We start from the raw sequence: 14411 nt of genomic DNA, 5'->3' as shown, positions 1-14411 counted from the left end.
CGCATATTGAAAAGCTTCATTAATAAATATTACAAAGACCTCTTCCTCCGCAAAAGACTTTTTGCCGGTATCGGGGTCTGTGTATCCCTGTTTCTGTTTTCTTTCTTCCTGCCCTGGCTTGGGGTGTTGCCTTACCTATGCTTCTGGGTATTGATGCTATTGATTGCTGCGGACCTGATTTTATTGTTCAAAACTGAAAGAGGTGTTTTCCTGAGAAGGGACCTTCCGGAGCGGTTGAGCAACGGGGATGATAATGAGCTGCAGCTCCATGTAGAGAATTTTTATTCCTTTGGTATTCATATCGGTATTATCGATGAAATCCCTTTTCAGTTTCAGAAAAGAGACCTTTGGTTTAGCAGCCTTCTAAAATCCAGGGAAAACAAAACCATCACTTATACTTTGCGTCCAACAAAAAGAGGGGAGTACCGCTTTGGAAAGACGCGTGTTTATGTGCAATCCCCATTAGGCCTGATCTCCAGAAGGTATAATTTTGGGGAGGAGACCATGGTTGCCGTATATCCCTCTTTTTTACAGTTGCGCAAATATGAACTGATGGCCATTTCCAACAGGCTCAGTGAAATCGGTATTAAGAAGATCAGAAGAATCGGACATAGCCTGGAATTTGATCAGGTAAAAAGTTATGTACAGGGCGATGACTACCGGACGGTCAACTGGAAGGCTACCGCGAGAAGAGGAGATTTGATGGTGAATTCTTTTACCGATGAGAAAGCCCAGCATGTCTATTGCGTAATTGACAAATCCAGAACAATGAAAATGCCGTTCGAAGGGTTAAGTCTGCTGGACTACGCCATTAATGCAAGTCTTGTACTCTCCAATGTGGCTTTGGTTAAGGAAGATAAAGCAGGGCTAATCACAGTTGCGGAAAAGGTAGGTAGTGTGGTTCCCGCAGAGCGAAGACCCGCTCAGCTTGGAAAGATAATGGAAGTGCTTTATAAAGAAAAAACGCGCTACCTGGAAACCAATATGGAGGCTTTGTACCTGAGCATCCGTGGCGTCTTAAAACAACGAAGCCTGGTGGTCTTTTTTACCAATTTTGAAAGCATGTCTGCCTTAAACAGGCAACTGCCGTTTTTAAAGCGGATGGCGAAATTTCACCTCCTGCTCATTGTCTTTTTTGAAAATACAGAGCTCAAAACACTGAGTGATGAACCGGCTAAAGATGTGGAAGGGATCTATATTAAGACCATTGCAGCAAAATTTGCCCACGAGAAAAAACTCATGGTCAAAGAGCTGACTAAACATGGAATCCTGAGCATTCTTACCCCACCGGAAAAGCTGACCATCAACGTTGTTAACCGCTACCTGGCCATAAAAGCCCAGCAGAAAACCTAATTGTTTAACATTCCGGTAAGCTGATCGGAATATTGGTGGCTAAACCTCCATCGGAAGTCTCTTTATATTTAGAGTTCATGTCGAGTGCGGTTTCCCACATGGTATTGACCACAGCGTCCAGACTTACCTTTGCTTTGTCAGGGTTGCTTTGCAGGGCAAGCTGACTGGCCGTGATCGCCTTAATGGCACCCATGGTATTCCTTTCGATACAAGGGATTTGTACGAGGCCCCCAATCGGGTCGCAGGTTAGGCCGAGGTGATGCTCCATGGCGATTTCTGCAGCCATTAGAACCTGACGCTGTGAGCCCCCTAAACACTCGGTTAAAGCTGCCGCAGCCATCGCAGAAGATACGCCGATTTCTGCCTGGCAACCACCCATTGCGGCAGAGATGGTGGCTCCTTTTTTAAAGATACTGCCTATTTCTGAAGCACAGGCGATAAACTGACTGATTTTCTCTTCTGTATAGCCATCACAGAAAGCAATATAATATTGAAGTACTGCCGGAATTACGCCTGCTGCACCATTGGTCGGAGCGGTCACGACGCGGCCAAATGAGGCATTTTCCTCGTTTACAGCCAGGGCAAAACAACTTACCCAGTCAAGGATATAATTAAAGCCGTTTCCGCCACTTCTGATGGCCTCAATCCAGCTTTCATAATTCGTATAGGTACTGTTGCCGATAAGGCGCTTGTTCAAGGCACAGGCTCTTCTTCCTACATTCAGTCCTCCGGGTAAGAATCCCGCAGTGTGACAACCCCGGTAGGTACAGTCCTTCATCACATTAAAGTGTTGCATAATTCCCTTTCTGGTCTCCACTTCTGTACGCCAGGCAAGTTCATTTTCCATCACAACTTCAGAAACTTTTAATCCCGTTGTTAAGCACCAGTGTAAAAGGTCTGCGGCCTTCTCTATCGGAAAAGGAAGGTCTACCTGTTCTTTATCGCTGCCGCTTTCGCCTTCTTTTACCACAAAACCACCGCCGATGGAATAATAAGTCTCAGAGATCGCTTTACCTGTGTTTAAAAAAGCCTGAAAGGTTACGGCATTGGGATGAAAAGGGAGGCTTTCAAAAAACAGAAAAACCAGGTCTTCTTCATAGTTGAAAGCGATGTTTCGCTCTGCATTCAGGTTCAGCAGATGATAGGTTTTAATCTCTTCAATGGTAGAATCAATGGCATTCACATCGAAGGTCACGGGATCTGCACCATTCAATCCCAATAGGATGGCTACATCTGTTCCATGCCCTTTGCCGGTTTTGGCCAACGATCCATATAACAATATCTTGATCTGATCAACCTGTGCTAACAGGTCTTTTTCTTTTAATGACGCGGTAAATTGTTGGGCCGCCCGCCAGGGACCTAAAGTATGTGAACTTGATGGTCCAACGCCTATCTTAAAAATATCAAAAACTGAGATTTGTTCCCTATGCATATTACAAAGCTAATATAGTTTTGCGACATTTACGGCTTTTGAGGGGGATAGAACGGAGATAATTGAAAGAAACCCGATTAAAAATCGAAGGCAATGATCTTTTTGTCCTGAAGCATCCGGTCTACAAATCGCTTGTGATTTTTGGGACTCCCGATCGCAACCCAGGTTCCGCTGATGGTCCCGTTAGCCAGTTCCTGCTTACCTCTGCTCAGCCTAAGTCCCGAAGTTTTGATGTCTTCTTCGTACTTCTCCAGACTTTCATTCTCGTATTTCTTTACAATGCGATAGATCCTTTTGGTAAAACGCCGCTCCACCATTTCCTCAAGAAATGGAAAAGTAAGTAAAGCAATGAGGACAACGAGGGTGACACCTGTAGCCTGCTCATAATATCCGGCACCGGTAGCCATCCCAATTGCAGCCACAATCCAGATCACACAGGCAGTCGTTAGCCCCTTCACCTGATTGTCTTCTTTGAAGATCACTCCTGCACCTAAGAAGCCAATTCCGGTTACAATATTTGAAGCAATCCGATCATGACTGGTTAATCCGATCTTTATGGATAAAACCGTGAAAAGGGTAGAACCGAGTCCAATCATAATCATTGTCTTCAGGCCGGCCTGTTTACTTCTGAATTCCCGTTCTGCACCAATCAGGCCACATAAAAGCGTGGCAAGAAGAAATTTGTTGACTTCAGTCTGTGTGAGGAAATGATTGCTTTCTAAGATATTATCCATAACATTAACCAGCTCAATATAACAAAGATTCATCGGTAATTTACAATTTGTCAATAGAAATCATAACAACGCAATCCATTGTACTTATTGTAGCTGGAGCTGTTCGGAAAATATCGTTCGTAACCAATGCCAATTTCTGTAGTGCCGTTGGTATTGGTATAATTGATCTTGGAAATCGTTGCGTCATGACTTGCTCCTAAGCGTAATTTTTCTCCGTTTTTATTGCCCTTAAACAGGTCGAAAATCAGGGATACTACAAATGCATCCGGTCCCTCCAGTCCGCTGCTGCGATACCATAAGCCGGTATTTAAATTTCTGTATTTAAACTGTGCACCCACACTCATGGAGGATGCTCCTGCCTGTTTATGATATAGGGCGGAAGGAATGATATAAGGGCCGTCATCATCGTCGGCATTTGCGTAAGGGTTTAAAGAGATGCGGTAACTGGCATTGATGGTGGTCCGGAATGGCAATTTTGCCTGTGTCCCACTAAACGACTCGTCCGGCTGGTTGATGTGGTGGAAGGCTGCGCCAATCATAAAATTATAGAAGACAATATTCGTGCCGGCTGAGGCATCAAAATAAAACTTGCTGGAGATTTCAGGTACCTGGGCAGTGGAAATACTGCCTGGAATATAACCAAGACGTCGGTCAATCTGATCGGAGAAAACCAATTTGCTCCAATCGATATCACGATTCGTAAAACCAGCCTGTATTCCAAAAGAGGCGATAAAATCGTCGCTGCCCACACTATAAGAATAGGTTGCAGAAGCGTTATTTTTAACGAGATAGGCAGTGCCTTCGCTACTTCTGGTAAACATCAGTCCTACGCCACCTGAAAATCTTGGAATATGTAGGTCCGCAGAAGCGGTGAAATAGGCTAAGGTTCCGCTCAGTCCGGACCACTGGTTTCGATAGACCATATTCATCCGGATATCTCCTTCGAACTGACCAGTCAGTGCTGGGTTAAGGTAAATTGGAGAACTGAAAAACTGGGAATAATTATGGTCCTGTCCGAAAGCAAACAGCTTTGAGATGATCAGAAACATCAGGTACAGATATTTTGTGATTGTCCTCATTTTTATCTGATTAGGTGTATTGGTCCTGTACGTTTAGGGGCCGCGGCTCCGTAGGTCATGCCTTTCCATTCTGATCCGTTGATCATCTGGACCTCAACTTTCCAGTAATATACGCCCTGCGGCATGGCTTGTCCTTTAAAGGCGCCATCCCACCCTTCTACAGGACGGCCTTCTTCCAGTATACTCGTTTCCCACATCTTTTCGCCCCATTTGTCATAGATACTAAAGTGCCATGATTTGATGCCGGAACCTTTGGCGCTGAAAAGGCGCAACTCGTTTGTTTCACTTCCAGGAATAAAAGAGTTGGGCAAAAACAAATACCCGGGAACCCCGGTAATGCGAACGGATTTATTGGTTTCCGTAAAACAGCCCTGCTGGTTGCTTACCCTAAGGGTAACTTTATACAATCCGGTATCAAGATAGGTATGACTAGGGTTTTTTAAGGCAGAGCTGGTATGGTCGCCAAAGTCCCAGCTCCATTGGTCCGGAGTATTGTTACTTTCGTCGACAAAGTTAAAGGTGTAATTCGGGATGCTGATCTGGATGCCTGGTTTTACACTGAATTGTGCGATGGGAGGATTTACGATGTGGATGAAATTACTTTGTATCAGGCGATGGGTACAGCCCAGGCCATTCGTTGTTGTTAAGGTGACGGTATAGAAAGGTCCCTGGCCTGAATAAACGTGTGAGGGCTCAAACTCGTTGGAGCTGGTGCCATCGCCAAAGTCCCAGAGTTGGGAAACGGCACCAGTACTGGTATTGATAAATTTAACCTCCATTCCCGGACAGCCTGTATTCTTGTTGGCACTGAAGGCCGTTAATGGTTGTTCGAGTACCGTGATGGTTTCGGAGGTGCTGACTACAGAACAGCCGTTGGAGGCAGTAAGAGTCACGGTATAGTTACCCGGCCTTTCGAAGGTATGAGGAACTAACTCCGGAGCGGTTCGGGTAAGCAGGGTAGCGCCATCCCCAAAATCATATTTAAACAGATTGGCCCCTTTGGAATTGTTATAGAAGTTGACGGTGAATGGAGCACATCCTTCTTTTTCATTGGCATTCACCACCAATTCGGGAGTGATGGTATTCGGTGCTACCCTGATGACAAAGCTTTGTTCATTTGTTCCACACTCATTTTCTGCAATCATTTTTACGGTGAAATCCTGAGTGATCAGAGTATTATAGGTATGCTCAACGGGAGATTTATCCCTGGTGGTAAATATCGGGCTGCCGTCTCCAAAATCATAGTAAAAAGTATTTGTTGCACCCGGGGAGGTATTGCTGAAAGTCACCTTCATTGGAGAACAACCAATCACTTTATCCGGTGAGAAAACGGCTTTAGGTTTCGCTTTTACTAAAATAGTAGAAGTATAGGTGTTTTCTCCGCAAGAGGTAATTGCAGTTAAAGTCACCGTATAGCTGATGTCATCTCCTGAAGGGTCAGGTAAAAATGTGACTGGTGGAGCTAAACTTTGCGTGGAAGTTGTGCCATTGCCGAAATCCCATTTAAAGGTCGCATTCGTCAGAGAGGTGGAGGTGTTTACGAAATTCACCAATAAGGGGCCGCAACCCTCAGTTGCACTTTGTGTAAAGGCCGCGGCTACATTTTGCTGGGTGCTGAAGGTATGACTGAATTCGTCCGGGAGACAATTTTGACTACTGCTGGTTACGAGTTTGATCAGTACAGATTGATTGCTGCCGGAAATAGTATAGCCCGGGAATGAGATTCCTTCGCCTATTTTAAGTCCATCCGCGTACCAGGTATAGCTATCATTTCCCTGGGGAAAGGGGAGCGCTTTAATGTTTTGTGCATCAATATGAAAGGGGATACATCCTTTATCGGTACTGAAGCTGAATGCGGCTTTCGCATTTGGTTTTACAGTAATTGTAACCGGACTGCTTTCATGCTGTAATGCCCCGCTGCATTCTATACTGCCAACTATGCGCCGGAAGAGGGTCGTGATGATAAGTGGGGTTGGCTGATAGTCCTGAAATTTTGCCCCCGGAATATCGGCCCAGGCAGATCCGTCAGTACTGGATTGCCATTGGTAAAGATAATTGCTCCCATTTGCCCCTTGTGGGAGCATTCCTTCCAGTTTTGCAGGGGTCAATCCGGAGCAAATGGTCTGAGCGGTGGTAATGGTATTGTTGGTAATCGGAGGCAGGGCGATGATACGGATCACATTACTGAATTCCTTACAGACTCCGCTTCTGACGATCCTTCTGAAGCTCATGGTTTCCAGAAGATTAAAGTTTAAGTCGCCTCCGTTCTGATCAGGGATGATGCTCCAGTCAGTTCCATTGCGGCTATTTTCCCAGGCAAAAATATAGGTATTGTCTCCGCCGGAAAGGAGGGTATTGGTAATGTTGATGGTCTGCCCGTAGCAAACTATCGGGCTTGGATTGCCAATGGTATTGATGATGCCTGGAAGATTGGTAATGCTCAGTTCATCGGCTGTGGGATCACAGATTGCGGAACCGGTAATCGTCCATCGGAATTTATAGATCCCGGGGGTAATTGCAGTAACTGTAGTTTGCGGATCTCCGGGATCTGTAATCAGCGCATTGGGATCACCTTGTACGATCGTCCATCTGCCGCTTTCTCCGTTGCTGGTATTTGGGACATTTCCTGAAAGCTGGAAAGTGACCACATTGCAGAGCTGCTGATCCGGGCCGGCTGCTGCGGTACTGATTGCCGGAATCACGGTAATGGGAACTGCCGTTGTTATTTTCTCAGCGCAAGCACCATTTTTTAGCACTGCCCGGTATTGGGTATTTCGGGTTAGGTTGCTAAAGTTTAACAGCGTGCTGGTATTGTCGATCGTCAGCCAGTTGTTGCCATCAGTTGAGCTTTCCCAACGTTGTACCGACCCAAGGTGGCCGGTTAAAGTGATCTTCCCACTATTTACACCATAACAGACAGTAGTTCGGTCGCCAGTAAGTGTTCCCGCTATGGTTGGCGGGTTAACGGTAATACTAAGCGTCGCAACAGATGGATTACAGGTTCCTGTGCCGGAAATGGTCCAGCTGAGGGTATACGTTTCTCCCGCTACGAGGCCACTGATTACCGCGTTTGGAGCGTGAGTATCCGAAAAGGTAAGGCCTGTCTGTCCGGAAGTCAGCAGCCAGGTTCCTGTTTCAGTTGACTTGGGATGGTTGCCATCCAGTGTGTAGGTTAAAGCGTCACAGATGCTCACACTCATTCCGGCAGTTGCTACCGTAATTGCCGGATCTACAATGATGGTCACTGTAATTTCTTCACCGGGACATCCTGTTGCAGAGATAGGAGTAATCTTATAGGTGACAGTTCCGGCCAGGTTTCCGGTATTGACCAATGTTTCATTGATAGCACCCAGTGTTGTGGGAACCGGTTGATCATGATTTCCTGTTACTCCATTGGTGGCTGTACTTGTCCAGGTATATTTGATGCCGGCAAAACTGGGTGTTAGTGTAATTCCCGAGAGAGCTCCACTGCAAATTACCGGCTTTGAAAGGGTTGCGGTAGCTGAAGGCTTGGGATAGACGGTTACGGTAAATGTAAATGGAATTCCTGCACAACCATTCATTGAGGGGGTGATTTCATAAATAACCACAGCATTATCGGTGCTGCTGGAGTTGAGGATAACATCACTTATTTTTCCCGACCCTGTCGGACTAAACGAACTTCCTGCATTCAGATCTGTATTTTTCGCGGTCCAGCTAAAACTGCTTCCCGGCAGACTGATACCGCCAGCCGGATCATAGGATAGGGGATTGCCGGAGCAGATCTGTTGTGCTGTATTTGTTCCGGTATTATTAGGGAAAATCCCAATTTCAATGACATCTTCTACCTCGGCACAAAGTCCGGTAAGGTCTGTGCTGACAACCAGTTTTATGGTCGCTTTGTGTAAGTCCCGTTCCTGTTGTGTCGGAATATAATTGCTGCTCAGATTATTGGTCTGATTAGAGAAGGTTCCTGCGCCAACCCATCTGCTCGAGGTATAATTACCATTAGTCACTGTTCCGGTCAAATTTACAGCGGCATTATAGCAGATGGGATTTTTGTCTGCCGTAATTTTAACAATAGGTGAAGGGTAAAAGGTGATCAATTGCTCCTTCGTAATCGATCCACAACTATTTTTATGAGTAACTGCTACTTTGTAGCTGAGGTATTGTTTGAATAGAATGGCCGGAAATTTACTGTTTATATTCGTCCCATTCTCAAAACTAAAATCTGCATTGGTCAGCGCTGTTCCATCTGCTGCTGTTACTGCCCAGGTATAGGTATCTGCGGCATCAAGCTCAGTTCCAAAAAATAATACCTTGGTTGGACCTGTAGTCTGGTCATCATATTTGTACAGATCTGGTTTGCAAAGGTCAACTTTTGCCGCCAATGTGATGGTTGGTGCACTGTCGATAATAATGATCCGCTGCGGAGGAGCTGTGCTCACTTCCCCACAGGCCGCACTACTGATCTTTAAGGTAATCTCGTAGGTTCCCTGTTTTAGAAATTTAAATGTAGGTTCCGGAATTCCATTGGTAAAAACAACTTCTGAGGAGTTGGCAGTACGGTTTAATTTAGTCACCACCCAATTGTAGGTATGATTACTGCCACAGCTATTGTCAAGGATGGACTTATCATGTGCCTGAATCTCAAATGGAGCGCAATGAGTATTGGGGATACCATTGAAATCAAAGTCTGGCCTGGGGGGATTTTGAATGCAAATCTGATGCGTAACAGATTCCCCGTTACATTGGCCACTGGTGACAGATTCTAATTTGACCGAATAAGTTCCCGGGCTTGTAAAAAGATATTGGAAAATAGCTGATCTGGGTAAATTGGCTGCCTTTTTTACATTGTCTACATACCAGTTATATTTTACATCATTGTCTGCACAAATGGGGTTATTCGCTTCACTTTCTCCCAGTAAAGAGGTATTTAAGAAATTAATAGTGCTACCGGTACAACCCGTGGAGGGATAATTGAAACTGTTTTCAGGCTTTTTGACAACTTTCACATAGGTGGAAAGCTCTCCGCCGGTTATGCCACAGAATGGACTGACGGCAGCAATGTTGATCCCGAATACGTTATATCTGGGGCCAGTTCCTGTGTTGTATACCGGACTGCCGCAAGAGGGCAAAAGGTATTCGTGCCGAACGTATCCCAATTGAAGGTCACATAGGGTATATATTTCAGGTCTGCCATGTGCATCTCCCCAGTCAATTTGATAGGTAGTTCCCGGATAGTTGTTTTTAATCCCGTTCTGAGTCAGATCTACCGGGAACTGGAGATATCCTCCGGGCAAACAAACAATACTTCCTCCGGTAGTGCCAAAACTATTGTTCGTGGTATTGTTGATCAGCATATACGCCTTGGTGCTCACTGTGCCGTTTAAACTGGCCTTAACGACCAATGTATAGTGACCCAATGGAGCAGTAAAGCTTTGAATTGGTGATTCGGGGCTAAAAGTCAGATTGGCTACATTTAATTTGCTGAGCTCATTCTGAATCTTTGCGGTGACGAGGCTTGAGGCCGTAGAAGCATTGGTGAAATCAAAGACGACATTGGCAATCCCGGGGCATCGTCCAAAAGCTTCCTTTGTGGCGCTTGGGCCTGCAGCCGGTAATTCCGGAGATGAACCAATTGCTGCGGAAACGGTTACGCCTGCCTTAATCTCAAATGCGGCAGAAGGATTGGAAACAAAAGCCGGATTGGTAGATTTAACTTGCAGCCTGTAGTTCATTCCCGGAGGCATTGCGGGGATGATTCCGTTTACGAAGGTGGCATAAAACCCGTTGTAGGTTCCAATCCTGTTGTTCCCGCTAAAATTACCACTGGCATCAGATAGATAAAGTTCAAATACGTTTCCTGGCTTAAGACAGCTGCCCTCCTGGAGTTCAAGCATGGCGGTGATACCAGAGCCGGGAGTATAGGGACCCGGATCAGCAACAGTAAGAATGATTTGAGAAAACGCCCCCGTTAACTGGCAAAAAAATACGATAATGGTTAAAAAAACAAAGCGTTTTACCATTTCTATAAATTTACACCTTTAATGTAACTAATATATTACATATTTCCGCTGTTCTTTTTGTTCTTTTTTTGAGCAAAAAAAAACGTCTCCTGATTTTACTCAGGAGACGGTCTCTTTTTATTGTAATTATATAGGGGGATGATATTACATCATTCCACCCATACCACCACCACCCATTGGAGGCATACCTGCACCAGCAGGGGCATCTTCAGGATCATCAGCCAATACCACCTCTGTTGTTAACAACATCGCTGCGATAGAAGCTGCGTTTTCTAATGCAACACGACCAACTTTAGTTGGATCGATTACACCTGCAGCAATTAAGTTCTCATATACATCAGTACGTGCATTGTAACCAAAGTCAGCTTTACCTTCTTTAACTTTTTGTACTACGATAGAACCTTCAATACCTGCATTCTGGCAGATTTGACGTAATGGTTCTTCGATCGCACGTTTTACAATAGCAATACCGGTAGTTTCATCATCGTTGCTACCTTTCATGCCTTCTAATGCTTCAATAGCACGGATGAAAGCAACACCACCACCGGCAACAATACCTTCTTCAACCGCAGCACGTGTTGCATGTAATGCATCGTCTACGCGGTCTTTTTTCTCTTTCATTTCAACTTCAGAAGCTGCACCAACATAAAGAACTGCAACACCGCCAGCTAATTTAGCCAAACGCTCTTGTAATTTCTCTTTGTCATAATCAGATGTAGTGGTCTCGATTTGAGCTTTAATCTGGTTAACACGAGCTTTGATGTCTTCAGATTTACCAGCACCATTGATCACAGTAGTGTTGTCTTTGTCAACAAGTACTTTCTCAGCAGTACCTAAATAACTAAGGTCAGCATTCTCTAATTTATAACCTCTTTCTTCAGAAATTACAGTACCACCAGTTAGGATAGCGATGTCTTCTAACATTGCTTTTCTACGATCACCGAAACCTGGTGCTTTAACAGCAACAACTTTCAGGGATCCACGGATCTTGTTCACTACTAATGTAGCCAGTGCTTCGCCATCTAAGTCTTCCGCAATGATCAACAATGGTTTTCCTGTTTGTACTTGTTTCTCTAAAACCGGCAACAATTCTTTCATGTTGCTGATTTTTTTATCATAGATCAAAATGTAAGGGTTTTCTAATTCCGCTTCCATTTTGTCTGCATTAGTTACGAAGTATGGAGACAGGTAACCACGGTCAAACTGCATACCTTCCACTGTTTTTACTTCAGTTTCAGTACCTTTTGCTTCTTCCACAGTAATTACACCGTCTTTACCTACTTTACCCATTGCTTCAGCAATAAGAGAACCGATAACTTCATCATTGTTTGCTGAGATAGAAGCAACTTGTTTGATTTTGTTATTGTCTTCACCTACTGTCTGAGACTGAGACTTCAGGTTCGCAACGATTGCAGTAACAGCTTTGTCAATACCACGTTTCAAATCCATAGGATTTGCACCGGCAGCAACGTTTTTAATACCAGCAGTTACGATCGCCTGTGCCAATACAGTTGCAGTTGTAGTTCCGTCACCTGCGATATCTGCAGTTTTAGAAGCCACTTCTTTAACCATTTGAGCACCCATATTTTCAATTGGGTCTTTTAATTCAATTTCTTTAGCTACCGTCACACCATCTTTAGTGATCGCAGGTGAACCAAATTTTTTGTCAATAATTACATTACGCCCTTTAGGACCTAGAGTTACTTTTACTGCATTCGCCAAAATATCCACTCCTCTTTTCAGGGCGTCACGGGCTTCTACATTATATTTTACTTGCTTTGCCATTTTAAAATATTGTTATTAATGATTGATTGTTGTAAAGTTGAATCGGTTAATTCAACGATTAAAGGACTGCGTAAAGATCAGACTCACGCATGATAAGGTACTCTTTACCTTCAAAAGTAATTTCAGTACCACCGTATTTACCGTATAAAACCTGGTCTCCAGCTTTAACGCTCAAAGGGATTAGATTACCTGTAGACTCAGCATATTTGCCTGGTCCTACTGCAACTACTGTTCCTTGCTGAGGTTTTTCTTTAGCTGTATCAGGAATATAAATACCCGAAGCTGTTTTTTCTTCGGCAGGAGCAGCTTCAATGACTACTCTATCTGCAATGGGTTTAATGTTTAAAGCCATAACTTATTTGTTGTTTTAATTTTAAAATTAATGTAAAAGTATTACGTGCTCCTTGTATATCAGTTTCTATGCCAAGGGAGGCTTGCTTGCCAAATTTACACTGCATTGTCAGCTAATAGATTAGAGGAAACTATTTTTGTGTCAGAGTGGCAGAATTGTTTCCCATAAAAAAAGAGATGTCTTTGCAGACACCTCTTTCTTACAACGTTAGTTGATTTTAAATGAATCCCCCCGGATTAAAATTTGTCAAAGAAGAGCTTGGTCGTAACGACATCGCCACCTATAGCTGCCGCAGCAGCAGATCTGTTTGCATTATTTACATTCTGCTCATTTACAGGGTAGGTAAAACGTGTCGGAAAGCCGGAACGGGCATCTGCAGGCAAAGCTAAAACAGGAAAATCTAATTGCCTGTGGCTGATCCAGGCATCGATTCCCCGGTTATAGAGTGAAATCCATTTCTGGATACCTATCTTTTGTTTCCAGAGTGCTCCCGCAGTAGCATAAGCAACTTCCGGTTGCAATAAATAAGCGTTTGCTTCTGTAGTACTGCCACCCCAGTCTAAAATGGAAGTGGTGATCGCATTTTTGTAATAGAACTCAGCAGTATTTCCAACATTAAAGGTTCTTTCTGCAGCTTCAGCCATTAAAAACTGTACTTCTGCATAGTCCAGAATATTGCCGGGAAAATTAGAATTGGTGGTTTTCACAGCGGTATGGGAAAAATTGCTGAATGGGCTGTTTACACCCGGGCTTCCTCCTGAGTACCCTCCTTTGTTGTCTTTGGTGAAATAGTAGGCCAATCTTGGGTCTTTAACATCACTCATGATCTTTATAATCGTACTTGCAGCTACAAAATCTTGCCTGCCACTTTGTATAAGATCAATCCAAACCGGATTGGTATTAGGCGTGGCAGAGACATATGGGAATTTTGCGCTGTCGTCGTTTGAATTGAATACCCCGCTGGCGACTGCTGATTCTGCTGCTGTTTTGGCGATCGCCGGATCTGCATCAGCAATGGTAATGGCCATTTTTAGCTTTAAAGAGTTGGCAAAACGTTTCCATTTTGCCGGATCGCCCGCATAGAATGCATCTGCATTACCAAAACTGGCTGCCGCCGGATTTAAGGCGGTAATGTCAAGATCCAAACGTCTCAGCAACTCTTTATAAGTGCTTAAAGCATCGTCGTATTTAGGGAAAGTATTGTCGATATTAAGTGCTTCCTTAAAAGGAATATTGCCATAAGTGGTGAGCAGGTAATACCAGGTATAGACCTCCATAATGTCAAGAATAGCGATTTGATTTTTACGCTGGTTCTCATCTGCCACATCAGAAGACATGATCTTCCTGGAGGCTTCAAAATTATTTAATGCTTCCCGATAAAAGGCATTCCATAAATTGTCTGCAATATTTCTGGTTACAAAATCATACTGACTTTCATCCAGGTAAGTTGTTTCCTGCCATTGTTGCTCAATTAACCTGAACACATTCCGGTTTACATTTGCGGAGGTTAGGATGTCCACCAGGCCATGTTGTGCCATTGTGAACAGAGAGGACGAGGATACAGAAGTTGGTTTCTTCGGATCGACGTTCACACTTGATAAATCTTTAGTACATGCCACCAGAAATAATACTGGTATGATAGCTGTTATTATTCTTTTCATAATCGAT

Annotated in this window: 8 protein-coding genes; 1 reads left to right on the top strand and 7 read right to left on the bottom strand. The window is 44.1% G+C overall.

Annotated elements, in window-relative coordinates; translation table 11 throughout:
- The first annotated feature begins 6 nt into the window (after positions 1-6).
- The gene (locus tag DBR43_RS14075) at positions 7-1353 is read left to right on the top strand and encodes a DUF58 domain-containing protein (RefSeq protein ID WP_124581821.1); all 1347 of its coding nucleotides are present in this window, start codon (positions 7-9) and stop codon (positions 1351-1353) included.
- Positions 1354-1357: 4 nt separating this feature from the next.
- Here the strand turns inward: DBR43_RS14075 and DBR43_RS14070 are convergent, their stop codons facing one another.
- From DBR43_RS14070 to DBR43_RS14040, 7 genes are all read right to left on the bottom strand, one after another.
- Positions 1358-2785, bottom strand: coding sequence for an L-serine ammonia-lyase (locus DBR43_RS14070; RefSeq protein ID WP_124581818.1), 1428 nt, complete (start codon positions 2783-2785; stop codon positions 1358-1360).
- A gap of 77 nt (positions 2786-2862) precedes the next feature.
- Entirely contained in the window at positions 2863-3519 is a 657-nt protein-coding gene (locus DBR43_RS14065; protein WP_124581816.1) for an MgtC/SapB family protein, read from the bottom strand.
- 50 nt (positions 3520-3569) lie between these two features.
- A complete protein-coding gene (locus DBR43_RS14060; RefSeq protein ID WP_124581814.1) occupies positions 3570-4598 on the bottom strand; it encodes a PorP/SprF family type IX secretion system membrane protein in 1029 nt (342 codons plus the stop codon).
- Positions 4599-4600: 2 nt separating this feature from the next.
- Complete coding sequence (locus DBR43_RS14055) at positions 4601-10606, bottom strand: PKD domain-containing protein (RefSeq protein WP_124581812.1); 6006 nt, start codon at positions 10604-10606, stop codon at positions 4601-4603.
- Between the two features lie 144 nt (positions 10607-10750).
- On the bottom strand, positions 10751-12391 hold the full coding sequence (groL, locus tag DBR43_RS14050) for a chaperonin GroEL (RefSeq protein WP_124581810.1): 1641 nt from the start codon (positions 12389-12391) through the stop codon (positions 10751-10753).
- Between the two features lie 58 nt (positions 12392-12449).
- Positions 12450-12743: a co-chaperone GroES gene (gene groES, locus DBR43_RS14045; RefSeq protein WP_069379367.1), complete on the bottom strand. Its 294-nt coding sequence runs from the start codon at positions 12741-12743 to the stop codon at positions 12450-12452.
- Positions 12744-12979: 236 nt separating this feature from the next.
- Positions 12980-14404: a SusD/RagB family nutrient-binding outer membrane lipoprotein gene (locus DBR43_RS14040; protein WP_124581808.1), complete on the bottom strand. Its 1425-nt coding sequence runs from the start codon at positions 14402-14404 to the stop codon at positions 12980-12982.
- Between the last annotated feature and the right edge of the window lie 7 nt (positions 14405-14411).

The sequence above is a fragment of the Pedobacter sp. KBW06 genome (assembly GCF_003852525.1).
Taxonomy (GTDB): domain Bacteria; phylum Bacteroidota; class Bacteroidia; order Sphingobacteriales; family Sphingobacteriaceae; genus Pedobacter.
The sequence above is the reverse complement of the archived record's forward strand: the minus strand, read 5'-3'. Positions and strand labels throughout refer to the sequence as shown.